This is a genomic window from Mucilaginibacter sp. P5_A4 (assembly GCF_056400605.1).
Map to the genome: position 1 here is coordinate 89,457 of NZ_JBFUKX010000005.1, position 24,768 is coordinate 114,224.

The window sequence follows — 24,768 nt, forward strand, 5'->3', positions numbered from 1 at the left end:
GTAACTTATTTAAAAAAGCGCGAAAAAAAATTTGTCAAATGTTTTTGACATTTGTAAAGTTTGTTTTACATTTGGTAAACCAAACTTTACAAATATGAAATCGCATCTTTTATTTCCTGCCCGTTTCAGGTACCTCGGAACCCTTTTGGCAGCACCCGGATTTATATTAGGATTCCTGTTTCTGTTTTATAATTATACCATCCCCGGATTTGGTAAATACCCCGATCAGCACAACAATATACCGGGCGTATTTGAAAACTATACCAATGAGCTTGCTTTGGTATTAATTGTTGCCGGATTGCTGTTAATAGCATTTTCAAAAATGAAAAACGAGGATGAGCTAACCGCCAGCATTAGGCTTAATGCCTTGTATTGGGCAATATTTGTAAATTACCTATTATATATCACCTGGGTAACTTACGAAGTAGCGGGCCTAGTTTTTAATACATGGCTTCCAGATTATATCAGCCCTATGGCTCAGCAATTTATTATGTATAACCTTTTTATGCCCCTGGTTATATTTATATTCAGGTTTTATTACCTCATTTATCGAACAAAAAGCGAATATAAAATAGCGCCATTGCACTTCTTACCCTATAAGCCATTTTACAAAATAGCTAAAATATTATCTGTTTTGTGTATTATAATAGCCATTCCCCTGGTAGTTTATTCTTTTTTAAATAATTCATGGTTTCTCATTACTATAAATGAATCTACGTGGGTAATGTACAGTGATGGGTTATATTATATAATGCCATTTATATTACTATTATGGGTATACTCCAAAGAACGTAAAGAAGATGAGTATATCAGCACAATCAGGCTGGAGGCTATGCAGATTGCCGTATACGCAAACTATGTCATTTTACTCGTTTCAAATTTCTTTTTCTTTAGCCTTGATTTTCTCCTGATCCAGACACTTAACCTGAGTACTATTCCGCTCATCTTTATAATCGTATTTCAATCTCGGCTATTACGCTTATCCTGGCTGGTGAATGACAAAAAGAACAACAATTTAAACTTAAACATATTATAATGAAACCATTATTCTTATTCCCTTACTGGTGCCGCTATTTGGGTTACTTTTTGGTATTTGTGCACATCCCTTTTGTATTGTACAAAAAACAGCTAATGGGCCTTCACGCAGACGATGCGGACACGGGTATCTTTAATGGCCGGCATCTGTTTTTTATGTCGACAACCTTATTAATGGCTGTTGGTTTATTCATTGCAGCATTTTCAAAGGAGAAAATTGAAGATGAACAAATAGTACAATTGCGGCTCGATTCGTTACAATGGGCCGTATATGTTAATTATTTGTTTTTGATCATCAGTCTGGTCTTTTCTACAGATACCGAGCATATATTGTTTTTAAACTTACTGGTTCCCCTTGTATTCTTCATTGTCCGTTTCAGGTGGAAGATATTCCAGAATAACCGTTTAATTAAGGAGTAAGCACAGCCATGAAAAACAACATAAGGGTAGAGCGAGCCATCAAAAACATAACACAGGCCGACCTGGCCGAAGCTATCGGTGTATCGCGCCAGACTATAAATACCATCGAGAGCAACCGCTATGTGCCATCAACTGTACTGGCCATGAAAATAGCCCGCGTTTTCGGCAAACCGGTTGAAGAAATTTTTACATTGGATGACGAGGATTAATTAAACCATATAATTATGAAAGATAAACCAATTTTTGCCCCCATGCTGGCCATTCCCGGCGGGGTTACCGATATCAGTTTTTATATCAATGCCTTCGGCGCCCGGGAACTCCGGCGGTTTGGTAATGATGATGGAAGTATTCACGTATCCGAGCTCTCCATCAATGGGGCTATGTTTCACCTGCACGAAGAAACCCCGTATTCCGGATTTTTTAGTTTGAATAAAAATAAGCCATCGGTAACCATCGGTCTTTTTGTAGATGATGTGCATGCCGTAATTGATCAAGCTGTTGCATTTGGTGCAAAAATAAAATCGCCCATACAGGATTATGATTACGGCTATCGCCAGGGCGAGATTGAAGACCCCTTCGGTCATCGCTGGCAGATCCAGAAATCCATTTGAAGATAAAAGGCTAAGGCCAAAAAATTAAATCATCATGGCAAACGAACCAACTTACGGCAATGGCAAGATCTGTTATATCGAAATTCCGGCAAATGACATTACCAAATCGGCTATATTTTTTCAAAAAGTTTTTGGTTGGCATATCCGAATCAACAACGAGGGCTTCGCCTCTTTTGATGATGGCGTTGGCCAGGTAAGCGGCATGTGGGTAACCGGGCGAAAGCCAATGACAGAAGCCGGCCTGCTCATATCTATCATGGTTGATGATGCCGAAGCTACGGTTGAGTCTATATCGACAAATGGCGGTGTAATAACCCAGCCCATAGGCAAAGATTTCCCAGAGATAACCGCGCATTTTACTGATCCGGCCGGGAATTTATGGGGTATCTATCAACATAGGGGGTAGATTAGATATTGGGACAAAGGAGCAAGGACAAAAATTTTTTTGACGAATGAAGTTCCATAAACCTTTTCTTTTCTTCATTTGCGCATTTGAAATCTGAAATTTGCACATTTGCACTATGCGTTTCGATATCATTTCTGTATTACCCGGTTTGCTTGATAGCCCATTTGCACATTCTATTTTGCAGCGCGCTCAAAAAAAGGGCATCGCCGAAATACATGTGCATAACCTGCGCGATTACTCTACCAGCAAACAAAAAAGCGTTGATGATTACCCTTATGGTGGTGGCAGCGGCATGGTAATGACCATTCCTCCGTTTGCAGCCTGTATCGAAAAGCTAAAAGCTGAACGCGAGTACGACGAAGTGATATTCATGTCGCCCGACGGCGAGCGGCTTAACCAGGCCATTGCCAACCAGCTATCAATTAAAGGCAACATCATTATTTTATGCGGGCATTATAAAGGTATAGACCAGCGCATCCGTGATATTTATGTAACCCGGGAGATAAGCATAGGCGATTATGTATTATCCGGCGGCGAACTCCCGGCGGCGGTTTTGGTTGATGCTGTTGTACGGCTCATCCCCGGCGTACTGAGTGACGAAACGTCGGCCCTATCCGACTCCTTCCAGGACGATATGCTTGATGCCCCTGTATACACCCGCCCAGCCGATTGGAATGGCTACAAGGTGCCCGAGATCCTGTTAAGCGGCAATACCCCTGAAATTGAAAAATGGCGCTTTGAGCAGGCATTGGAACGCACCAGGGTGCGCAGGCCGGATTTATTGGAGTAAATTGGTGAGGGGTTAACTTGCTTAATACCGAAGCACGGTCACTCCCACGACAAGAGTTCTTCAATAAACCTGAGTATTCCCCTATTCAACCAAAACCCATTCACTTTCCCTAAATTAGATTGCAACCAATTGATGCCTATTGCATTACAGGTATATTGCAACTATGAACCCCAGCCAGGAAGCCCAGCTTATTGAACAATGCAGAACAGAGCCCGCTGCTTTTGGGCAGGTGTTTGATAGGTGGTATAAACCTGTTTTTGGATATATTATGCGCCGCACCGGTGATTATGACCTTTCAAAGGATATTGCCGCCGAAACATTTTTAAAGGCGTTCCTCAAGATTGGCACTTTTCAATGGAGGGGCATTCGCTTATCATCCTGGCTGTACCGCATTGCCACCAACGAGCTTAACCAATATTACCGCAGTAGCAAATACAAACCGCAATCGCTACAACAATTACTGGAGAACCCGCAGATGGAGAAGCTATTGCACGAAAATGCTGATAATGAGCGGGAAATAATGGAGCAGGAGATTAAAGCATACAATGATTATAACTTAATACGCCAGAACCTGCTTAAGCTTGATATCAAGTACCAGGAGGTTGTGGCGCTGCGCTATTTTGAACAAAAAACCAATGCCGAGATCGGCGAGATCCTGGGTAAAAATGAGGGAACAATAAAATCATTGCTATCCCGTGGCTTAGAAAAATTAAGAAATATGTTGTTTTAATGCAACCAAATTCAACTAAATGCATTTTAAACGTAATTAACATGAAAAATAACGATGATTTTTTACAGCAGATGGAAAATTTAAAAGTACCGGATATAAATCCTTCACATCATCAAAATACGGTGAAGATGGCCATCATGAACGCAAGCCGTTCTGCAGCCCTTGGGGTTTGGCTTATTGCAGTGCCCTGCTATTTTTTACTATGTGTATTTATGTTCTACTTTTTTCATGCCCGGATGGGCTGGTTTGCGGCTATGTTTACGCTGCTGTCTGGCCTGGCAAAAATTCCTTTTATAGATTTCCTGGGACCAATAGTATTATTTGTTTTGCCTATTGTATGCATTATTATTAATGTACTATCCATTTTGCATGTACAGGTTCAACAGATTGACCCCGATCGGCGCAAAGTAAGGGAGCTCAGTATCACCGTAAAAATAAAATTATGGAACATTTTGCTGATCCTTATCAGCCTGGCTATCGTGTTTGTTTTTATAGGTTATGTAATGACAGAAAGTATCTCCATTAAAAATTAAGATCATGAAATTAAACTGGTTCACCCGCAAAGGAATTATTTACCTTCCCGCAGCAGTTGCCGGCTGGGTAATATTGGTTATAGCATTTGCTTACGCGGTTTATACATTTATTGATATCGACAGCCGCTCGCATTCGGTAAGCGATACCCTTATTAACTTTGTATTTAACCTGCTTATTATTGGTTTGGGATACACCGTGGTGGCCTACTTTACCGAAAAAAAGCCGGATGCCCCGGTTTTAGAGGATTAGTTATCTTTGACCGTTGATTTACCGATAATGAAAACAAACCGCCCACAGAATCAATATAATCACCATCAAATTGTTAACAAAATGCAAATTGTGGAAATTTTTAAAATAGACTTTCATTTATAAAAAATAATCCCTATAATTGCAATCCGATTTTTACGGGCTAAAAATCGCTTTAAGAGCTAAAAATCATGGATTTAGTAAAATTTGTTGAAGAGCAATCAATAGAAAAAAGACAGTTTCCTTCCTTTAAGGCTGGTGATACTGTAAGTGTGCATTATAAAATCAGAGAAGGAAACAAAGAACGTATCCAGGTTTACCAGGGTGTTGTTATACAACGTAACAGTGCAGGTAACTCAGAAACATTCACCGTTCGTAAAGTTTCTAATGGTATAGGTGTTGAGCGTATCTTCCCTATTAACTCTCCAAACATTGATAAAATTGAAGTGAACAGTCACGGTAAAGTGCGTCGCTCTAAATTATACTACCTGCGTGCCCTTACCGGTAAAGCAGCTCGTATCAAATCAAAAAGAGTTTAAATTACCCTTCCTCTTTTTTAAGAGGGCATACAAAAGCTTTTAAAAAGGCCTTTTCTGATCTTATCGGGAAAGGCCTTTTTTATGGTGAAAAATTGGGCGGATAGGAAAAGCTTTAGTCATCCTGAATGCAGTGAGGGATCTATTGGCAGACTGTACAGGGCGAAGAGGCATGACGAATAAACTGTTACACGCAATCCTCTTAATCGTCATTGCGAGGCACGAAGCAATCCCCAAAATACAGAGTAGCTATGCAGATCCGCTCTATATAGTTGGGGATTGCTTCGTCGTACCTCCTTATAATGATATGATTGCAAGTCATTGATTATCAATGTGTATTTTTCTTACACATAAACCTCTTACCCGTCATTGCGAGGAACGAAGCAATCCCCGATTTACAGAGTAGCTGTGCAAATCCACTCTGTATTTTGGGGATTGCTTCGTCGTACCTCCTCGCAATGACGATCACGAGGTGATTGTGGTACCCATACATGTCATTACTATTTTTTCCAGCTCGGCTGGTGGTTACTCGCAATGACGATCACGAGGTGATTGTGGTATCCATAAATGTCATTACTGTTTTTTCCAGCTCGGCTGGTCATACCTCGCAATGACGCTCTTTTTTAAGATGTCATCATTGTTTTCCCTGGGTTTTTACAGTGAGTCCCACCCATTTGTCATTCCCCCTTCAGATTTTTGCGAAATTTTACAACTCAGCATAACAGAATGTTTTTTTGCAAACACGTCATGGGTAACTTCCACAACAAAAAAAGGCCCCGGTAAACCCAGGGCCTCGCTATATATTATATCAGCCTACCTTAGTTAAGGTATTTGGTAATATCGTCAGATAATGGTGTGGTTTGCGATCTGAAACGGTGTATAAGTTTGCCGTTCTCGTCAACCAGGAATTTTTCGAAGTTCCATTTGATGTCGCCTGTAAATTCCGGGTTTGGCGCTGTGGTAAGGTATTGAAACAAGGGATCAATATCCAAACCTAAAACACTCACCTTGCCGCTCATGGGGAAGGTAACATTAAAGTTTTCTTTGCAAAAGGTTTTAATATCCTGGTTGGTGCCGGGCTCCTGTCCGCCAAAATTGTTTGCCGGAAAGCCTACTACCACCAGTTTACCTTTGTATTTTTCGGCCAGTGCTTCAAGGTCTTTATACTGCTTGGTAAAGCCGCATTTGGAGGCTGTATTTACAATAAGTACTTTCTTGCCTTTGTATTTGGCCAGGGAAAAGTTGTCGCCATCGATGGTTTTTAATTTAAAATCATAAACCGAGGATGGGGGCGACATTAAAAAGAAAGCTAATATTAGCGTAATTAATTTCATGGTTATAAATAATTGATGGTTAAACAAATGACTAAGTAAAATTAGCTAATAAAATTTCTCTTAGCCAAGTACTCATCCTCTTTCTGTGTCATTTTTTTCTTTGTAACAACACTTTTATCTGTATAGCCTAAAAGATGCAGCGCACCATGAATAATTACCCGGTGAAGTTCCTCTGTTTCGGTTATCCCAAACTTTGCAGCATTTTCGCGGATGCGCTCTACGGAGATAAAAATGTCGCCCACAATGGCGCCTTCTGTCTCGCTGTTATCAAAGGTGATAATGTCGGTATAGGTATCATGATCAAGGTATTGCTGGTTAAGCTGCAGCAGGTACGCGTCTGAACAAAAGACATAAGTAAGCTCTTTAAGTTTAAAACCCTCGGTGGTAATGGTATCTTTTATCCATTGCCGTACCTGGGTTTTATTTTTTAATTTGTAGCTGATATCTTCTTCAAAAAACTGGATTGCCGGCATTATATTTTAAAATGTAGTTCTATTTCGTTGCCGGCAGTGTTAAAAATACATTGATCGGCCAGGTGTTTAATAATGAACACGCCGCGTCCGGTAAGGTTTTCCAGGTTTTCGGGGGCCGTTGGGTCGGCCAGGTGATCATAGTCAAAGCCTTCGCCCTCATCAGTCACTGTCCATATAATGCGCTTGGGCTCAACCTCGGCATTAACGATCACTTTTTTTGATATATCGAGTTTATTGCCATGCATAATGGCATTTATAGCTGCTTCGTTTAAGCAGGTCATCATGTTGGCAAAGGTATCCTCAGCAACATTATGTTTATCAGCAATCTCTTCTATCAGCGCTTCAAGCTGCGTTATGCTCTCCGGGGTCGACGGTAGCTGTAACGTGTATAATTCGCTGGTTCGAACATTTGCCTGTTCCATATTATTTGGCATTAAGTTGATCAAAGTATGATTTTATTTTTTGCTTGTAATACAAATTAAGTGCCGGAGATACAGTTTTTATCTGCTCTGTTTGTTTTGCTCTCTGTTGCTGGTATCCCTGCAGTGCTTTTATGTACCCCGGAGGTATATCTTTGCCGGTTTTACTTTCTCTTTGCTGGTCTTGTTCCCGTTCCTGTTGTGCCTTCTCAGCTTCCAATAACCGGCTCTGAATTTGTTGTTGCCTCTTCAGCGTTTCATTTGTAATCTTCCTGTTTACGAGATCATGCTCATTTTGTTCCATTTCTTGCGAAATTTTATCTAAATTACCTAAATCACCCGTCCCATTCTTATTTTCTTCCCTATTTATCTGCTCCAGTTGCTGTCTTATCATTTGCTGCTGGCGGGCCATCCGGGCCAGTTGCTCGCTCATATTTCCCTGGCCGCCCTGCTTTTCTTTACCCTGGTTGCCCTGCTGCTGCATCTGCTCCCGCGCCTTTTGCATATTTTGGTTTAGCTGCTGCTGCATTTTTGATAGCTGCGATAGCGACTGGGGCTTGCCTTTGCCCCCCTTACCCTTGTTCATCATTTTTTGCAGCTGATCCAATGCCTCGCTCAGCATCAGGGCCAGGTTATTCATGGATGTCATGGCATATTGCTGGTTGCGGTTGGCTTCGGCCGTGCGCCTTTCGCCAAGGTTATCCAGCGCCTGGTCAATATGGGTATTAATACTGGTGATCTCCTGGTTTACGGTCGACTGGATTTGCGGAATCCGCCTGCTCAGCGCATATAAACTATCTTCGGCGGTTTTCAGGTTATCCTTAATATCTTTTTGATTTTGCGATAACGTAATATAAGATGGATCTGTAGGACTGGTGCTTTTCAATGTCTGCATCAGCTTTTCCTGGCTAAAAGAGCTGTTTACCAGGTTTTTCAACAACTCGCGCAGTTGCTGGGCATCAATTGAATTTTCCTTGCTTTCGCCCTCCTGGTCTTGTTGCTGCAGCTTACCGGCCAGTTGCTGCATTTCTTTAGCCGCCTGCTGCTGCGCCTTGCTGGCCTTGCTCTTGTTGTTCTTTTGCAGTTCGCCGGCACTTTGCTCCATTTGTTGGTCTATACTCTGCGTTTCTTTTTCGGGGTTCTTAAAGTCGCTTTTGTGTTCGGCCTGGTCATTTGTTTTCTGCAGGTCATCAAGCCCTTTTTTAACATCTTCAAAGTCTTTTTTCAGGTTATCCTGCTCCTGCTGTAATTGTTGCTTATCGGCGCCCTGCTGGTTGGTTTTTTCGGATAGCTTTTGTTCCTTATCGGCCAGTTTATTAAGCTGATCTATATGCTGATTCAGTTTTTGGTCAAATTCCAGCTTTTTATAAAGCTCCAGCATGCGGTCGAGTTCTTTTTTCAACGATTTATTATCCATCTGCATTTTGGATAAATTGTCGCGTGTGGCATCTTTTTGCTGCTCGTTTAATAGCCGCTGCAGGTTTTGAAGCAACTCCTTTGTTTTTTGATCCAGCACGTTATTAAACAAATCTTCTATTTGTTTTTGTTTGGCTAATATTTCTTCGTTCTGTTGTTGGTTTTCCTGGCGGTTGTACAGGTTTTTCTTGTTGTCGTCCTTAATTTCCTTCACCAGGTCTTCCAGGTCTTTCCGCTTTTGCAGCAGGTCTTCCACCTGCTTTTTTTCATCAAAAGAGAGGGTGTTTTTATTAAGCAGTAACTGGTTCAGTTTTTGCGAATCGTGCTCAACCTGCCCTGCCAGTTTAATGGCCGACTGCATTTTTTGTTTGATAGCCTGTGTGCCGGCATTCAACTGCTCATTTATCTCCTTTGCATCGGGCAGGTTTAGCGTACGCGCGGGGGTGCGGGCCTTTTTAGGTCCGTTTACTCCATCGTTATCGGCAACCTCGAAAAAGTAGGATACCTGGTCGCCGGGGTTGATACCCAAATCCTTTAAATTCCAGAAATAGAAGAAATCCGCCTGCGTTTGCCTCATATCTGCGTCCACCCGTTTTATAAAGGTTTTGGGATTGGCCTTATTGCCGGATGACTGTACACTATAATGGAAATTTAAAGCCGAAAATCCATGGTCGTCCTGTATTTTTCCATTAAAATATAACGACTTCATGCTTACCGAATCCGGCTTCTCCTCTACGCTGATCACCGGCGCTTCATCCAATACCACATTGATATGATAGGTAGCAGAATCGCTATGGTTTACCTGTGCATTTAGTGGGCTAAGCTTATAAACGGCATTTTTATAAACCTTTTCGCTATGCTCAAAAACGTCGTTACCACGGGATAGCGTCGGGCGTATAACATTGTTCATTAAAAACGTTAAGCCGGTAGCAAATTGGGTATGCAGCTGCCATTTAATATTGGTGCCGGCCGCCACCACCAGGTCGCCGGCGTTTACCAGTGTTTCATCTTTTTTATGCAGGTAGGCGGGGTAGTTCAGCTCCACATCAAAATGCAGCAGTGCGGGCTTCTGGTTTACCTTAATCTCGTATAATTGCGAGGCAAAGCCATTCGCCCTAAGTTTAAACCGGGTGTTTTGCTGAAGGTTGCTGAACAGGTAATGAAACCGGCTGATGGTTTCTTTATCCAGCTTAAAAGTATTATTGGCGGTTTCTATATATACATCGGCCGGTAGTTTATCCCCATCCAGTTTTAAGTCGATTTTAAGGTCATCGCCCTGAACAACGGACAGTGTTTTGTTTAGCACATTAAACTTAAAAGGCGCGGCCGGTATAAAATATTCATTATGCCTGATAAGCCTTTTTGTACTTTCGGTTAAAACAGATGGTGCAGCAAAGGCAATTACTATAATAACGGCTGCCGGAGCCAGGATCCATTTTAAATATTTGGTGTTCTCGCGGATGTTGATAGCCGATGGAAAGCTTACCGGCTTTAACGATTCTATCTTTTGATCAATACTGGCCTCAATAAGCGCCCGGTGATTTACATCGGCAACGGCTAATTTTTTAAGCTGAAGCGTATTAAGCAGCTTATCGTTCACATCATGAAAATGCCTGCCAATAATTTCGGCGGCTTCGTCATGTGTAAGTGATTTGCCCAGTTTAAGCCAGGCTAACAATGGCGGCAATATTAGCCAGCATACCAAACCAATATTAAGCAGGATGAAAAAGTAAAAAAGAATGGTGCGGAAAAGGGTATTAAAGTTGCCGAAATACTCGCTAAGTGTAATAACAACATAGGCCGTAAACAAGCCTGCGCCCAGGAATATTAAACCGCGCAAAAAATTATTGAAATAATACTTTCTTATAAAGACGTTAATCTTTACTATCAGTAATTCATAATTTTCAACAGACGGCATAGTTTAGCACTAAAGTATCGGATACAAAATTAAACGGAAAACATCGGCAAATAATATTTTATCAAGGCCGTTAAGTTAAAAAATCAAAATCGCAATAATATGGTATACTTATAATATTTAACAATAAAATGGCATAAGCCCGCTTTGGGGGTGGTAAAACAATTGAAAAATGATTTTTTGGGTTCGAAAAAGGGATGGTAATTAATTTACAGTTTTAAATTATACCTGCAAATTATATATTTGCAATCCCTACATTATTTCGGGATGTAGCGTAGCCCGGTATCGCGCCAGCATGGGGTGCTGGAGGTCGGAAGTTCGAATCTTCTCATCCCGACAGGAAACAAAAGCAAAAAAGAGCATATTTGAAAGGTTTTAGGACCGATTGGATATGCTTTTTTTAGTTTTGCAGACTGCCCTGTTGACCTCCGTGTTAGCCTTTACTGTCTGTGAATGGCATTCAAGTAGTTGTAAATTGTGTTTATACGGATTACAGTCATGCTGATTATATTGCATCTTTAAGCCTTATCACGTCATGAATCTATTTGAAGGAGAAAAAATCCTTCCAAAAATAAGACAGCAACATCGTTATAGCAGTTATCCTGTTTTACTTGAATTCGCGTGCATCATGGCCTTTGCAGCGACACTCATAGGTGTAAAGCCGGTGATGCAACCGCAACGCAAGAATTTTCACATCATTTTTAAATAAGGGATGTTATTTGACTCGCTTGTATATTTCTACAGATCGGCCATTTGTAGCGCTATTAATCACCTGGGTATATTCGTCATGACCATTCATCGTGACTTTAACAGTAAATTTATTGCCCTGAAGAAGCCTGTAATTTGATATTTGCTCTTCTTCCTTAAGCGTATCATTACTAAAAGAAAATACCCCGGTGCCAAACCCATTTTTAAAGATGGTTTTTTCCTTATTCTGAGCGAACCTGTGTATAAAAATAAAATGTCCTCCCCAGAATATTTTATACTGTGTTACATCAGTTGGGATCGTGTCTTTGCCTTTTATTGTATAGGTTTTTTCCATTTTCCACAAACCATCAAGTACAGAGCTATCTGCTGGCGGGAATTTTTTGTAATCTTCTTTCAATACATATTTTACACCTCTTACTGTGGCAAAGTCAGGAATGACCTGGGTATAACCACCAGGTTTTCTTGTAATCTCAAGCTTATAGGTGAGGGGTGAGTCAATAGCTCTGCTGGTATAGATACTATGTTCTTTAAGTCGGTTGGCCGAGTCAAGTGTATAAGCGCCTACGCCAAACCCAACAGATGAATCAGGTACTATGCTGGCATACACATAGTTACGATCTGTGTAGATTTTAATTTGAGTTCGTTTAATCGTAGAGTCTTTGCCTCCGCGATCGAGTACTTGTTTTTCAAGTTCATATACACCTGACAAACCTGCCTCGGGCGACTTCTCTTTTTTCTTACATCCCCAAATTAAGAGGCTAAATAAAGCTGCAAAAATTAAAATCTTACTCATAATGTTTAAGTTTTATATGATATAGGCATTTATTTCATCTGGTGGCGGTTCTTATTTGGCGGTTTAACAACTTAATTATCTCAGTAAAAAAAGCACCAAGTACGGACAAAATAAATGTCTAAAATTTTACCACCATAAATAATTCATTTAGGTTACATAAACTTACATATAAAGTATATAATACGCAATTTGTTATTGAATTGTTTAAAAAAAGAAAATTAGCTGATTAAATAAGGGACAATGTGAATGCGAATCAATATTTATTGATTTATAGTAGCCCCTGTCGCGCCAACATGGGATGCTGGAGGTCGGAAGTTCGAATCTTCTCGTCCCGACATTAAACAAAAGCAAAAGAGAGCATCTTTGAAAGATTTTAGGACCGATTGGATATGCTTTTTTTTAACTAAATAAGCCGATTGTTTACGATTACAGACTACTCTACAATTTAACTTTTAAATCATGTCATCACTTTTTTTCCAGCCTGGCTGGTGGGTACCCGCAATGATTGTTGTTGGGTTTTAATATCAGCGCATAAATGTAGAAAGGCTATCCTTTTGAGACAGCCTCTTTCTTTGAATTAAAAATATATTTCTTGTTAACTTCCTGTTTTATTCTTACACGGCCTCATACTTTGTTAATTTTATCTAAAACATCCATAACACCATCTACTACTCTTAACACAAAGTATTGTTTGCCATCTTCAATATTAACAATCCATGCACTCTTTCCTTCATACTCTACTTTAACAGTGGAGTTAATTGTATAATCGAAATATTTACTTTTTACAATAGTTCTGATATCGGCAGGCATTTCCTTTTCGTACCCAAAAGCCATATGATACACTAAATCGCCCTTTCTTGTAAACTCCGCTTTGTTTTGCTGGTTATCCATTATAAATCTAACTACAAAATTTTTATCAGACTGAAACCATTTAGGTTCCTGAGCACCTACAAATAAACTGGCGAATGAATCTGAGACCTGTTTTGATACCTGAACCCTGATTGGTGCTCCCGAAATAGTAACCTCTTTCAGTTGGACCTGGGCAGACGCACTGTTGACCCCTAATGTTAATATTAGTCCGCTTAACAAAAAGGGAATAATTAATTTTTTCATGGTGTCTTGATTTAATTTTAAATAAAAAGAATTAATATAAAGTGTAAAACTAAATCGCTTTTGAGGGGTTAAATTATAGTGTGGATATATGCAGGCTATCTGGATTTATTCGACACCATTATGTGGATAAACTGCGTTAATAACAGGTAAATGTCGTTGGTCCATGGAGATGAGTTGTTGGTTACTTTTTTGGTTATTTATCTAAAATTAACGGCTTTTGTGTAACTATTAATAAATTAATGCGTCATATAGATGATGGRCACAAAGTGTTTATTTTAGTTAAGCAGGTTCTTTTTATAAAAATTTCGATTCTTAGTTAAAATGCAAATACATCAACCCGAAAAATAGTAATGAGAACACCATTGAAGGGCCTATTTTAACTTTGTAATAGTTTAATGCTATCTTTATTTACCCGTTGTTTAAAATACAATGCGGAAAATAAAATAAACTTTTTAAAATATGCGGTGGAGATGCTTAATCATAGACGATGATCCACTTATTTTAATGACAATTAAAAAGTGGACCGATAAGGTGGAGCAGCTTGAGGTTGTGGCTGTATGTGACAGCGCTTTACGATCACTGGAGATCATGAAAACAGAAAGGATAGATTTACTCTTCCTGGATATTCGGATGCCTGAATTATCGGGAATTAGTTTTCTAAGAGCCTTACAAAATCCCCCCAAAGTAATTTTTATAACTGCTTATCAGGAATTTGCCGCCGAAGCTTTTGATTTAAATGCGGTGGATTTTTTACTAAAGCCACTAAGTTTAGAGCGTTTTTTAAAGGCTGTTAATAAGGTGATCGATGCGGGCATTTCTCCTGAAGAAGGCCTGAATATGCATGTGGAACGCGAATGCATATATTTTAAAGCAAACAGAAAAACACTTAAGATTTTTTTAGACGAAATTGTTTATATAGAAAGCGCCAAAAATTACATCAAGATTTACAGGCTGCTTAATACCCCTTTAGTGGTTAAGTATTCTTTAACTGCATTGGCAGCAGAGTTACCTCATAATTTATTTGCCCGGGTTCATCGGTCTTTTATTGTGGCAATTAACAAGATTACTGCCTTTACCCATTACGATGTTGAAATTGGTAAAATTGAAATACCAATAGGAAGACAATATTTGGGGCAATGGAAAAAATTGTCGGATAAAAGTAAGGTGTTGGCATAGAAAAGCGGTCAACACTATTTTTCACATGGGTAGCTTTTAGTCGCTAAAGACGCTGTAGCGCCAGGCACAATATTACAAACGCTTGAAATAAGTAGTTTTAGCCTGTTATCTTGTCCTTCCTAAACACACATGGTAAAGAAGCAGATCAACCAAATAGTATTACACTTTAATATTGGAATCGCCTTGACGATAAGTTCTTGTAATTGGGGTCGAACTCCGAGCAAGAAGCGGTTTGAACAAAACGCCCAAATTGTGATCCCCTTAGATACCAAAGTGCTTAGAGACGAGTATGAAGATATGGGCTCTGACTATGCTATCTATTATAATTTACAATTTAATGTGTCGTCGTTAAATAGCTTTACCAATAGCATCAGGCACTCCGATTACTATAATAAAGACGTGGGTATAAATGAGACTATTAATGAATCAATGTATAAAATAGTTAAAGGTGAAAAAGGGGTTTGGCGAAAAAGGCACTACGGATATCAGTTTTATAAACACCGTGAAGATACAGAGTATATTATAGATGTTGATACTGTGGTTAAAAGAGCACAATTTCAGGAGTTGTCCCAATAAATCTTAACCTGAGTATTATTACCCATCATTACATCTTTAAAATAAGAAAGCAAAGGACAAGAGTTGGCTGCCATCGTGGACAGTATGCCACAATCATAGAAGCACCGGAGACCGGAAGTTCGAATCCCCAACCCCCGCTTAAAAAATTAAGGCTTTATGAACAATGTTCATAAAGCCTTCTTCTTTGATATAACGTGGATGCAATAATCAGCTGGTTTTTTAACCAGTGGGGGTTGATTAAAAACGGGCAAACGCACTAACCAAAGGTAAACAGGGGTAAGTAAATATACCAAAAGCAGAAACTCACACCTGGGAATCGGCTAATACGCGTTTTTTCGAGTTTTTACTATGCTGATAGGGCCGTTCATACTGTTCGTAAAATTGCTTTTTATTGTCTTTATAATGGCTAATAGCGCCCAGCCAGCTCATTAATTTGATATAATACCAGGCAAGGTCAACCTGGTGCGGCTTAAAACCGCTCCTGGCGCTTTTGGGGAACAAATGGTGATTGTTATGCCATTCGCCGGCTACAAAACCGGGCCACAGCTGGTTAATTGATTTATCCTTTTTACTATAGTCGGTACCCTCGTGTTGTTTGTCTTTCCCTTTTGCATGGCCTTCATAATTAAATGTACGTACCCCCACCGCCCAGAATGCGGCAGCACCAAATAAGCTGAAAGCCAGGGCATGCCCACCTGTTAAATAAAAAACCGCGTACCAGAAAGACCAGTTCAGGATCCACGACATAACCGCGCGCCCGGGGTTTACATACGAGCCCCAGCGCTGGTATTGCGCGTAGGTATTTGCCTTTACACCGGTATGTTTCATCAATTGTTTAACCCGGTTGTAGTCGCCTTCATTCAGGGATTTGGCAATTGGCTGGTGATTTACATCGGCCAAAAAGCAATATAAAAACCCGGCCTGGGCGTTATAAGGGTCGCCGGGCTGATCGGATTTGGAATGATGCACATGGTGCGATATTACATAGATCTCCTCGGGGATAACACTGATGGTTAGGTTCTGCGTTATAAAGCGCCAGAATTTGTTGCTAAAAGTATAGGCTCCATGGGTACAGTAACGATGATGCCAGATGGTGCCATGCGTACCCATAATGATCATTCCATAAACAAAGGCCGCCGGTACTGTCCACCAGCTCAAAAAGTAAATGATGAAGAACACAAAAAACGGTACCAGGCACAAAACCTTCAGCCAGCTAAAAAATGGCAACCAGTTTTTCCGGCTTTTAATGGGGTTTAACCTCGAAAAAAACTCGGTTAACATTTGTAACACAGTCGGCTTTATCAAAGCTCCCTGTGCATCCTTCCAACCGTATGAAGGGGTTTGCAGTACATAATCTAAAAAAGGCATCGGCTAAAAAATTTAATAGTGATCGGCTCGGATAAAAACTGGTAATTATTTAGGATCGTTGCCGTTTTGGATTAAAGGCAATGAGGTATTGTATTTGGTTTTTTATAATTGTTTTAGTGTCCCATGTTTTTTCCTGGTCGGATTGTGCCAGGATTAACTTTTCTTTAATCAGCYCAAATAACTCTGCCAATTGCTCGGGTAAAACTTTTACCGAAATGGTGGGGTAATATTTCTTTTCCATGGCAGATCTTTCATCGTCTGTGGCTAAGCTTACCTCCCAGGCTTCTTCTGTTTTAAACCAATGTTCTTTGGCGCTATTGCTCAGGTCAAATAAAAACATGTTGGCCTGCAATTCAACTGTTTGGCCGGCCATGTTAGTTGTGTGTTTTATTGGCAGATACGACCTCGGTTTTAGACGCCTGGTAATCAGACATCGTTTTTTTGCCGTTTGTGGCTGGCCCTTTTTTGTGGGCTTTACAGCCTTTATCTTTACTCATTGTTTTGTTGTTTAATGTTAATTGATAATCCGTGAGGGCTGATTACGCGCTTATCGCGTAAATTTTAAATCGCTTTACGGAGTTTAATAATCCGCATCCAGTGCATCAGCTTCATAACCGGGTAAACCGGGTCTATCTCAAACCATTTTTTTCCGAAGTTGGCGCTATTGGGGTGTTTGTGGTGATTGTTTTGAAACAGTTCGCCCAGCATCAGGAAGTCGAAAGGTGTGGTGTTTTTTGATTTGTCTTTATTGTCGAAATTAGTATAGCCATATTTATGCCCGCACCAGTTTACAATTGCGCCATGAATTGGCCCCATCAAAAAATGGATGGGCAACAGCAGGAACATCCACCAGTGGGCGGCAAAAAAAATGTAAAAGCACGTGTAAGCGGCGCCAAACAGCAGCCTGGATAGTATCGAAGAACCCATCCTGTCAATCAGCGGCCATTCAGGGTAGTTACCGGCAAAGCGGGCTTCGGGGTTCTTTACTCTTTGCAGGTGATCGCCAAATGTTTTAAAGGTGGCCTTTGTCATCTGGAAAATATCCGTAAAAAAATGGGGCGAATGCGGGTCCTTTTCCGTATCGCTGTAAGCATGGTGTTCCCTGTGCATTAAAGCGTAGGCCCGGGGATTTAAAAAGGAAGCTCCTTCAAATAGGTAGGCCATAATATAAAAAACGCGTTCCCAGAATTTGTTCGTGGTGAACATACGATGAGAGGCGTAGCGGTGTTGGAAGAAAGTTTGAAAAAACAGAGACAAGAACCAGTGCGCAATAAAAAAAATCAGGATCAGCATAAAAATAGAATTAATAGCAGGTACTAAATACGGTATAATGCAAGCATGGTAGCCCCCTTAAAGGGATCGTGCCTGTTGGATGTGGTGTAAACAGATGACGTTTTGTTCTCTGTGGCCTGAATGCCTGATGAGATGCAAGCTTAAAATTTAAGAAGCGCTTGCGGTCAACGGGAAAAATGTTTTGGTTTAAAACCCAAAACGGCAGGTACTTTATAGTAAATCTTAAAAGACTATATTATAATAACCTTTAATTAAGCAATTTGTTATTTAATTTAAAAAGTTTTTTTTCGCCCTGCCGGCAATACCATCCACAAGGCTTTCTATCGATAGATATATTCTATTCGTCGATACTTGTTCTCATTTAATGGGGGTTATAGTAGGTTTGTAATGCAAATCGGGGCTTCTCCCCATTGTGATAAGGTTTAGGTAGAAGCCTCCGCGCTGCGAGAGCAAGGAGGCTTTATTTATTTTAAAGCCACAGCCAAACCGGCAATTACTCCAAACCATATGAAAAGCGCCTCTATCGAATAAAAAAATCCGAAATACTATAAACAGGAAATAAATTGTAATTGCAGGACCCTAATTTTAGGTTCGGCGCCAGGTATTATTATATTAGTTGGGATCTAATATCTAAAATGAGTTTGCAGCCCATGTTTGCTGCTCAATCCTGCCTACATTCTGAACCTTAAAGAAACCGATCTTCCTAAAGCCTGTGCCAGTTCGGGGTCAATTAACGGGCCGTCGCCTTGCTGTACCCATACACTACGCTCATCTTTTTGAAGGGTGATTTTTTCGCCATTCAATAAAATTTCAAGCTCGCTGGTCGTCTTGTTAATCGGCGATGTATTGATCTGATACACGTGGTCGGTATCATTATATGTTATTCTTAGTGGCAGTCCCATCTTTGTCTTCTCTCCGGGTAAATATACAAATCCAATACCCTAAAAATACAAAAAGATGTGATAAACCTCACCATATAGTTGTAAGTTATTAATTTTAAGCACGTTAAACTAAAAATGAATTTGTGTCCTATCAGGCCGCAAGCTGATATTTAACCTTATCTAACAGGTTATTTATACCAAATGGTTTGTGCAGCACATCGTCGGGGGCGCCTTTTGGGGATAGTGAGTCGTCAATATCATCATTACTTGAGCAGATGATTACAGGCAGGGTTTGCGTATCCCTGTTCAACTTTATCAGCTTGCATATATCGCGGCCATTCATACCCGAAAACAAACCATCAAGTATTACCAGGTCTGGATGGGTGGTCCTGATATTGTTCAGGATGTTATGCCAGTCGTTATATGATACTACATCGTAACCATTGCTGCTTAAAATGTAGGTCATTACATCAATCATCAACTCGTCGTCATCTACTATCAATATTTTCTTTGCCATGATCTTTTCCAACCTTGCCAGGTAATGTTGTACAAAGGGCATGCCATTGATTAACTTACAGTTAAACCATTTTGCCAGCTTGTGTAATATTGCAGGATTTAGGATATTATTTAATACAATTAACAACAAATACAGTTGAATTTTGGGTCTTAAACAGATCAGTTTTATTACATTTGACTGAATAAACCAGATTTAGCTGAGCATAATGGATATTGTTAATATAAAGAAACTGGCTAAGGAGCTCAATATATCTACTTCAACTATTTCGAGGGCATTTAATGGCAGCCCGGATATTAATAAAAACACCAAGGAGCGGATTCTGGCCTTTGCCAAAGAGCACAACTTTTTACCCAACCACTACGCCAGTAATTTAAGGGACAAAAAAACCCGCACACTGGCGGTGATAATTCCTGAAATTGCCAACGACTTTTTCTCGCAAGCTATAAACGGTATTGAGGAGGTTGCCCGTAAAAAAGGTTTTTACATTTTACTTTACCGAACGGATGATATCTTCGAAAAGGAAGTATCGTTTGTAAATTATTTAAACAACGGCAAGGTTGATGGCATCATCATGTCGGTATCGGGCGAGGCTAATGACCATAACTACCTGCGTCAGCTGGAATCAAAAAATGTCCCCGTTGTGTTTTTTGACAGGGTTTATGAAGATATTGATGCCGCCAAAGTAACCACCAACGATTATGACAGCAGCTTTGCTGCTACCGAGCACCTGCTGGAAACCGGTTGCCGCAAAGTGGCATACCTGGTGATAAACAAAAACATATCTATAGGGCAGGTGCGGATGCAGGGTTATATGGATGCTTTAAAAAAGCACGATATAGCTTTTGATGATGAGCTTGTAATAGACTGCAGCAACGACGAAAAGGTAAACTATAAGGTATTGACCCGCGTACTTCAGGAAATTAAGCCAGATGGTATTTTCAGCTCGGTTGAACGCTTGGCCTTTGCTACTTACTATGTGTGCAACGACCTGGGGATCTCTATCCCCCGGGATCTCAAGATGATCAGCTTCTCGAGCCTGGGTATAGCGCCGTTGTTAAGCCCGGCATTATCAACCATTACACAACCCGCCTATGAAATGGGTATTAAAGCGGCTACCCTGCTGTTTGAGGCCCTGGAACAAAAAAATGCGTCAAACCATAAACGGCACGTGGTTTTAAAATCGAAGCTGTTTATCAGGAAAAGTTCGGGCGGTGAATAGAGAGTAGTTGATTAAATGAGTGGTAAAGTAATTGCCTGGATGAGAAAATTAACCCAATCAACCACTCACCTAATCAACCATTCACCAATTACACATGAATAAACAACTCACTTTTAGGCCGGCGTACTTTGATCATTTTGCTGTAAACATCATCTTCGGCACGGAAACCAACTGCGGCGATAACGGAGGTTGTTAATCCTTTTTCTTTGAGGCCTAAGATTTCATCAAATTGCGCGGCATCAAAACCTTCCATGGGCGCTGCATCAATGCCCAATTCAGCGGCTTCTGAAACCAATACACCCAAAGCGATATATGTTTGCTTGTGCGACCAGGCCAGTTTCTGCTCATCGGTACGGCTGCTTAATGTGCCTAAAACCGCTTGTTCAAAACCTTCAAGGCTTGTGCGTTCAACGCTACGGGTATCGGCAACAAGATCTATGAATTTTTTGCCGAAGGTTTCATCTAACGTTGTTAACGAGGCGAAAACAAATAATGCGGAAGCATCGGTGATCTGGGGCTGGTTATAACCTGCTGCACGCAGCTTTTCCCTGGTTGCTGTATCCTGCACAACAATAACTTTAAATGATTGAAAGCCCCATGATGACGGGGCCAGTTGTATTGCACTTTGTAACTGATCTAATTGTTCGGTGCTTATTTTTTTTGATGGGTCGAATTTTTTAATTGCGGCCCTTTTTTGTAATTTTTCTACTAATGACATGATTCTTCAATTGCTCAAACAAAAATAGATGTTTGAACATTTAATTGGGTCATTGTATCGTAAACTAAAGTTTGGCTTTATCTTTTAGCTCCTGTTCCTTGTCTTTGGCTTCTTGTTTAAGCCTGCGTTTTTCTACACGGATATCCTTACGGGTTTTACCTGCGGTATCAATGTGGTCTATGCGGTTCTTATAATCCTGTTTAAGCGCCTCAATTTGCTCATTTAGTTTTTCTTTAGCGGTCTTTTCTTTTTCTTCCTGCTTTTGACTGGTTGTATCTTTTTTACCAAATAAGCGTTGGAAAAAATTAGGCTTTTTGGCCGGCTCTTCTATTACAGGCAGTATTTCATTGTCATCACCCCCCTGTTTCATCAGGCTATCAGCTTTTGCTGTATCAATAGGTACAATGGTTTGCCTTAAACCCTCCCTCAGGCGTACACCATAAAAGCCATAGGCGCTGGTATCCCGCTGCGTAAGTCCTTTACCGGCCATTAATCTGCCTATCAGGTTAAAGTAGCCATGCAGCCCGGGGCGCAGCGTTCCATCGGGCTGAAAGGCGTATAATCCCCCTTTAGGGTACGGAACAATACTGGCCAGGTAAATACTCTCCCCGAGGTTAAGTTCTGATGGCGACTTGCCAAAGTAAAAATGCGAGGCCTCGGATATACCGTATATATTACGGCCCCATTCAATTATGTTCAGATAAACCTCCAGCATCCGGTTTTTAGTCATGATGCGGTTATTTTCTATCATCCACACAATCAGGATCTCTTCAATTTTACGCGCAAGCGTTTTTTCGCGGCTTAAAAAAGCGTTTTTAACCAGCTGCATCGAAATTCCGCTACCGCCGCGTTTAAATTTTTTAGTCTTAAAGTCGGTAACCAGCGATTTACGGAATGCCTCCTCAACAAAGCCATGGTTGGTATAAAAGGACGGATCTTCGGCCGTCATCACCGCATTGCGAAGATTGGGCGCGATTTCATTAAGAGGAGTAAACTCCGGGTTTTCTGGCCCAATGAGGTGTGGTGCCATCGGTTTGCCTTTTTCGTAAGGGGTGTGTACAAACGTGCTGTTCAGCTTTGATAGATCTGTTTTGCCATATTTCACAATCCGGAAACCATTTTTATCCAGCCGCGAATCAAACTGCAAATCATCGGGTTTTGATGAATCCATATAAAAGTTCATGGCATAGTTTAATTTGCCTGTAACCTGTATCCCATCCAAAGCATCAAACATCCCATGGGGGAAAGCATCAAAAATATCAGTAGCGTTTAGCCAGCCTGTATTCATTTTGAGCTCGTAAATTTTAACCGGCTTAAGGGTATATTTAAGATATGGCCTGGCGGTTAGCTTTTTAATATGTATCATAGATGAGCTATCAACAGATACATAATTACTGCCCACAAAAACGTTGGCATCAATGGCTGCATCCGGGAACACGATGTCGCCCGATGAGAGTGCCGGGTGGTTTAGCAACAAATTATGAACCGCCCACGAACCGTATATTTTTGTTTCGCCGCCGCTGTGCTCAACTTTGGTTAATTTGGTGCTTATGGTATCAAAATTTATCTTAAGTCCCAGCTTTTTCTGGATGATGGGCAGTTCTACTTTTGCACCGTCTGCATAAAGTTTTACATCGATATTTTTATCTGAGGGGTGCATTTTGCCATCCATATGCCAGGTTGCCGCGCCATTATCAACATCAATTGTTGATGTAAGATCTCCGTCTTTGATGGTCGCGGTTTTTGCAAGTAGTTTTACCTTGTTGCTATCATCCTTAAAGCTTATGGAAAAATTATTAAGCGTTAAGTTATCCGGGATCTTGTATAACAGCTCGTTAACCAGGTTGTTGGCAAGCTGACTCAAATCTACCTTGCGTGTTGATGTAGTATCTCTTTTCTTTTTAAACAGGAAATCGAAGTTTTTTACCCCTTTTATATTGGTTAGGTTGATAAACCCGTCCTGTAATAAAACGTCAGATAATTTAATATCGCCCACAATCAGCGGCAGTAGCCTAACACTTACCACAAAGTTTTTAATATTAAGCAAGCTGTCGCGCTGCTCGGGCACTATGCTAACATCTGAAAAAGACACCGTGCTGGTACCCGTAAAATGGGCCGAGCCTATTTTTACATCTAAATTATAATCGCGCTTTGCTTTTGCTGTAGCTTTGCCAATAGCCGCCTGAAGCAGGGCTTCGCGTTTTGACCAGGCGATATAGCAGCCAGTAAGCAATATAATAAATAAGGGAATAAGGATAAATGCGGTTATGCGTATGTATTTAGGGTTGAGGCGCTTCATGAGTAAATTTTTCCAAAACTAAACTAATTCTTATCCCCTCCAAACGGTTGTTTCTGTAAATTGTTTCCTTAACAAACATAAATCAACCACCTGTTTTTATAAATTTGCCCGTAATAATATGATAATCACTAAAGAACAAGTTTTACAAGCACTGGGTAATGTTGAAGAACCAGACCTGAAAAAAGACCTGGTTACCCTTAACATGATACAGGATATACATATCGAGGGCAACAACATTAGCTTTTCGGTCATATTAACCACACCGGCGTGTCCGCTAAAAGCGTTAATAGAAAATGCCTGCCGTAATGCCATCAGCTACTTTATAAGTAAAGAGGCGGTGGTAAGCATCAACATGACATCGCACGTTACTACGCAAAAAAACACCGGCGTACCGGGGGTTAAAAATATTATTGCTGTAGCATCGGGCAAAGGCGGCGTGGGCAAATCAACAGTAGCGGTTAACCTTGCCCTTGGCCTTGCATACTCGGGCGCTAAAGTAGGGTTGATAGATGCCGATATCTATGGCCCGTCGATCCCTATTATGTTCGGGCTGGAGGGCGTTCGTCCGCAGGCCAGCGTTGTGGATGGCAAAACCCGGATTGAGCCCATTGAGAAATATGGTATTAAACTATTATCAATAGGTTTTTTTACTGACCCTAACCAGCCCGTGCCATGGCGCGGGCCAATGGTATCAACGGCTGTAAAACAATTATTTAACGATGCCGATTGGGGCGAGCTGGACTACCTGGTGATCGATCTTCCGCCCGGAACTGGCGACATCCACATCACTGTTACGCAAACCTTCCCGGTTACTGGTGCTGTTATTGTAACAACGCCGCAAAACGTAGCGCTGGCTGATGCTAAAAAGGGAATAGGCATGTTTATGATGCCGGCCATTAATGTGCCTATACTGGGTGTGGTTGAAAACATGTCGTACTTTACTCCGGCCGAACTTCCTGATAACAAATATTACATTTTTGGCAAGGGAGGCGGGCAAAAGCTTGCTCAGCAACTGGATGTTCCGTTTTTAGGAGAGATCCCGCTGATTAAAAGCATTAGTGATTCCGGCGATTCGGGCACTCCTGCTATATTGGAAGAAAACGGCGCGATGACCGCTGCCTTTATAAATATGGCGCAACGGGTGGCGCAGCAGGTAGCCATTTCAAATTTTGATAAAAGTCTGGAAAAAAAAGTTGAGGCATAAAGTTTAGGGGCGGGAGCCAGGGGGCAACCAAACAACGC

At 40.8% G+C, this 24,768-nt stretch carries 28 protein-coding genes and 1 tRNA gene; 15 read left to right on the forward strand and 14 right to left on the reverse strand.

What is annotated here, in order from left to right:
- Positions 1 to 94 precede the first annotated feature (94 nt).
- The 10 genes from AC1DQW_RS05200 (at position 95) to rplS (ending at position 5,311) form a co-directional block, all read left to right on the forward strand.
- A complete protein-coding gene (locus AC1DQW_RS05200) occupies positions 95 to 1,036 on the forward strand; it encodes a hypothetical protein (RefSeq protein ID WP_477453139.1) in 942 nt (313 codons plus the stop codon).
- Positions 1,036 to 1,455 carry a hypothetical protein gene (locus AC1DQW_RS05205; RefSeq protein ID WP_477453140.1) on the forward strand — a complete coding sequence of 140 codons (420 nt, stop codon included), beginning with the start codon at positions 1,036 to 1,038 and terminating at the stop codon, positions 1,453 to 1,455. The genes AC1DQW_RS05200 and AC1DQW_RS05205 overlap by 1 nt, the downstream gene beginning before the upstream one ends.
- A gap of 8 nt (positions 1,456 to 1,463) precedes the next feature.
- The gene (locus AC1DQW_RS05210; RefSeq protein ID WP_477453141.1) at positions 1,464 to 1,664 is read left to right on the forward strand and encodes a helix-turn-helix transcriptional regulator; all 201 of its coding nucleotides are present in this window, start codon (positions 1,464 to 1,466) and stop codon (positions 1,662 to 1,664) included.
- Between the two features lie 15 nt (positions 1,665 to 1,679).
- Positions 1,680 to 2,066 carry a VOC family protein gene (locus AC1DQW_RS05215; RefSeq protein ID WP_477453142.1) on the forward strand — a complete coding sequence of 129 codons (387 nt, stop codon included), beginning with the start codon at positions 1,680 to 1,682 and terminating at the stop codon, positions 2,064 to 2,066.
- A 34-nt stretch (positions 2,067 to 2,100) separates the two neighbouring features.
- Positions 2,101 to 2,472, forward strand: coding sequence for a VOC family protein (locus AC1DQW_RS05220; protein ID WP_477453143.1), 372 nt, complete (start codon positions 2,101 to 2,103; stop codon positions 2,470 to 2,472).
- Positions 2,473 to 2,587: 115 nt separating this feature from the next.
- Positions 2,588 to 3,262 (forward strand): tRNA (guanosine(37)-N1)-methyltransferase TrmD, encoded by a 675-nt coding sequence (trmD, locus tag AC1DQW_RS05225; RefSeq protein WP_477453144.1) that lies wholly within the window; start codon positions 2,588 to 2,590, stop codon positions 3,260 to 3,262.
- Positions 3,263 to 3,425: 163 nt separating this feature from the next.
- A complete protein-coding gene (locus tag AC1DQW_RS05230) occupies positions 3,426 to 3,992 on the forward strand; it encodes an RNA polymerase sigma factor (protein WP_477453145.1) in 567 nt (188 codons plus the stop codon).
- A gap of 41 nt (positions 3,993 to 4,033) precedes the next feature.
- A complete protein-coding gene (locus AC1DQW_RS05235; protein ID WP_477453146.1) occupies positions 4,034 to 4,525 on the forward strand; it encodes a hypothetical protein in 492 nt (163 codons plus the stop codon).
- A gap of 4 nt (positions 4,526 to 4,529) precedes the next feature.
- Positions 4,530 to 4,775 carry a hypothetical protein gene (locus AC1DQW_RS05240; RefSeq protein ID WP_477412645.1) on the forward strand — a complete coding sequence of 82 codons (246 nt, stop codon included), beginning with the start codon at positions 4,530 to 4,532 and terminating at the stop codon, positions 4,773 to 4,775.
- Positions 4,776 to 4,963: 188 nt separating this feature from the next.
- Positions 4,964 to 5,311, forward strand: a complete 348-nt coding sequence (gene rplS, locus AC1DQW_RS05245) for a 50S ribosomal protein L19 (RefSeq protein WP_295720757.1) — start codon at positions 4,964 to 4,966, stop codon at positions 5,309 to 5,311.
- An 815-nt stretch (positions 5,312 to 6,126) separates the two neighbouring features.
- Here the strand turns inward: rplS and AC1DQW_RS05250 are convergent.
- From AC1DQW_RS05250 to AC1DQW_RS05265, 4 genes are read right to left on the reverse strand one after another with little or no spacing between them, the layout of a single operon-like run.
- Entirely contained in the window at positions 6,127 to 6,642 is a 516-nt protein-coding gene (locus tag AC1DQW_RS05250; RefSeq protein WP_477400842.1) for a glutathione peroxidase, read from the reverse strand.
- Between the two features lie 41 nt (positions 6,643 to 6,683).
- Entirely contained in the window at positions 6,684 to 7,115 is a 432-nt protein-coding gene (gene ybeY, locus AC1DQW_RS05255) for an rRNA maturation RNase YbeY (protein WP_477453147.1), read from the reverse strand.
- The gene (locus AC1DQW_RS05260; RefSeq protein ID WP_477400838.1) at positions 7,115 to 7,537 is read right to left on the reverse strand and encodes an ATP-binding protein; all 423 of its coding nucleotides are present in this window, start codon (positions 7,535 to 7,537) and stop codon (positions 7,115 to 7,117) included. Before AC1DQW_RS05260 ends, ybeY begins: the two co-directional genes overlap by 1 nt.
- A gap of 1 nt (position 7,538) precedes the next feature.
- Complete coding sequence (locus tag AC1DQW_RS05265) at positions 7,539 to 10,868, reverse strand: DUF4175 family protein (RefSeq protein ID WP_477453148.1); 3,330 nt, start codon at positions 10,866 to 10,868, stop codon at positions 7,539 to 7,541.
- A gap of 260 nt (positions 10,869 to 11,128) precedes the next feature.
- Between AC1DQW_RS05265 and AC1DQW_RS05270 the strand changes: the two genes are divergently transcribed.
- A tRNA-Pro gene (locus AC1DQW_RS05270) sits at positions 11,129 to 11,202 on the forward strand.
- Positions 11,203 to 11,580: 378 nt separating this feature from the next.
- Here the strand turns inward: AC1DQW_RS05270 and AC1DQW_RS05275 are convergent.
- Both AC1DQW_RS05275 and AC1DQW_RS05280 read right to left on the reverse strand, forming a co-directional pair.
- Complete coding sequence (locus tag AC1DQW_RS05275) at positions 11,581 to 12,366, reverse strand: hypothetical protein (protein WP_477412653.1); 786 nt, start codon at positions 12,364 to 12,366, stop codon at positions 11,581 to 11,583.
- A 624-nt stretch (positions 12,367 to 12,990) separates the two neighbouring features.
- Positions 12,991 to 13,479, reverse strand: a complete 489-nt coding sequence (locus AC1DQW_RS05280; RefSeq protein ID WP_477453149.1) for a hypothetical protein — start codon at positions 13,477 to 13,479, stop codon at positions 12,991 to 12,993.
- A 459-nt stretch (positions 13,480 to 13,938) separates the two neighbouring features.
- Between AC1DQW_RS05280 and AC1DQW_RS05285 the strand changes: the two genes are divergently transcribed.
- Both AC1DQW_RS05285 and AC1DQW_RS05290 read left to right on the forward strand, forming a co-directional pair.
- Positions 13,939 to 14,655 (forward strand): LytR/AlgR family response regulator transcription factor, encoded by a 717-nt coding sequence (locus AC1DQW_RS05285; protein WP_477408686.1) that lies wholly within the window; start codon positions 13,939 to 13,941, stop codon positions 14,653 to 14,655.
- Between the two features lie 252 nt (positions 14,656 to 14,907).
- The gene (locus AC1DQW_RS05290) at positions 14,908 to 15,231 is read left to right on the forward strand and encodes a hypothetical protein (protein WP_477453150.1); all 324 of its coding nucleotides are present in this window, start codon (positions 14,908 to 14,910) and stop codon (positions 15,229 to 15,231) included.
- A 303-nt stretch (positions 15,232 to 15,534) separates the two neighbouring features.
- On the opposite strand, the gene AC1DQW_RS05295 is transcribed toward AC1DQW_RS05290, so the two are convergent.
- The 6 genes from AC1DQW_RS05295 to AC1DQW_RS05320 all read right to left on the reverse strand — a co-directional run bounded on the left by AC1DQW_RS05295 (position 15,535) and on the right by AC1DQW_RS05320 (position 19,332).
- On the reverse strand, positions 15,535 to 16,599 hold the full coding sequence (locus AC1DQW_RS05295; protein WP_477453151.1) for a fatty acid desaturase: 1,065 nt from the start codon (positions 16,597 to 16,599) through the stop codon (positions 15,535 to 15,537).
- A gap of 49 nt (positions 16,600 to 16,648) precedes the next feature.
- On the reverse strand, positions 16,649 to 16,972 hold the full coding sequence (locus AC1DQW_RS05300; protein WP_477453152.1) for a hypothetical protein: 324 nt from the start codon (positions 16,970 to 16,972) through the stop codon (positions 16,649 to 16,651).
- A 1-nt stretch (position 16,973) separates the two neighbouring features.
- Positions 16,974 to 17,096: a hypothetical protein gene (locus AC1DQW_RS05305; protein WP_477453153.1), complete on the reverse strand. Its 123-nt coding sequence runs from the start codon at positions 17,094 to 17,096 to the stop codon at positions 16,974 to 16,976.
- A 64-nt stretch (positions 17,097 to 17,160) separates the two neighbouring features.
- Positions 17,161 to 17,892, reverse strand: coding sequence for an acyl-CoA desaturase (locus AC1DQW_RS05310; RefSeq protein ID WP_477453154.1), 732 nt, complete (start codon positions 17,890 to 17,892; stop codon positions 17,161 to 17,163).
- A gap of 671 nt (positions 17,893 to 18,563) precedes the next feature.
- Positions 18,564 to 18,794 (reverse strand): hypothetical protein, encoded by a 231-nt coding sequence (locus tag AC1DQW_RS05315; protein WP_477405943.1) that lies wholly within the window; start codon positions 18,792 to 18,794, stop codon positions 18,564 to 18,566.
- Positions 18,795 to 18,924: 130 nt separating this feature from the next.
- Entirely contained in the window at positions 18,925 to 19,332 is a 408-nt protein-coding gene (locus AC1DQW_RS05320) for a response regulator (RefSeq protein WP_477453155.1), read from the reverse strand.
- Positions 19,333 to 19,495: 163 nt separating this feature from the next.
- On the opposite strand from AC1DQW_RS05320, the gene AC1DQW_RS05325 reads away from it, so the two are divergent.
- Positions 19,496 to 20,509, forward strand: a complete 1,014-nt coding sequence (locus AC1DQW_RS05325) for a LacI family DNA-binding transcriptional regulator (RefSeq protein WP_477453156.1) — start codon at positions 19,496 to 19,498, stop codon at positions 20,507 to 20,509.
- An 88-nt stretch (positions 20,510 to 20,597) separates the two neighbouring features.
- Here the strand turns inward: AC1DQW_RS05325 and AC1DQW_RS05330 are convergent, their stop codons facing one another.
- Together AC1DQW_RS05330 and AC1DQW_RS05335 are read right to left on the reverse strand one after the other, a co-directional pair.
- Positions 20,598 to 21,227, reverse strand: a complete 630-nt coding sequence (locus tag AC1DQW_RS05330) for a nitroreductase family protein (protein ID WP_477453157.1) — start codon at positions 21,225 to 21,227, stop codon at positions 20,598 to 20,600.
- 64 nt (positions 21,228 to 21,291) lie between these two features.
- Positions 21,292 to 23,526, reverse strand: a complete 2,235-nt coding sequence (locus AC1DQW_RS05335) for a transglycosylase domain-containing protein (protein ID WP_477453158.1) — start codon at positions 23,524 to 23,526, stop codon at positions 21,292 to 21,294.
- Between the two features lie 118 nt (positions 23,527 to 23,644).
- Here AC1DQW_RS05335 and AC1DQW_RS05340 point away from each other — a divergent pair, with 118 nt between their 5' ends.
- Positions 23,645 to 24,730, forward strand: coding sequence for an Mrp/NBP35 family ATP-binding protein (locus AC1DQW_RS05340; RefSeq protein ID WP_477453159.1), 1,086 nt, complete (start codon positions 23,645 to 23,647; stop codon positions 24,728 to 24,730).
- Positions 24,731 to 24,768: the final 38 nt, after the last annotated feature.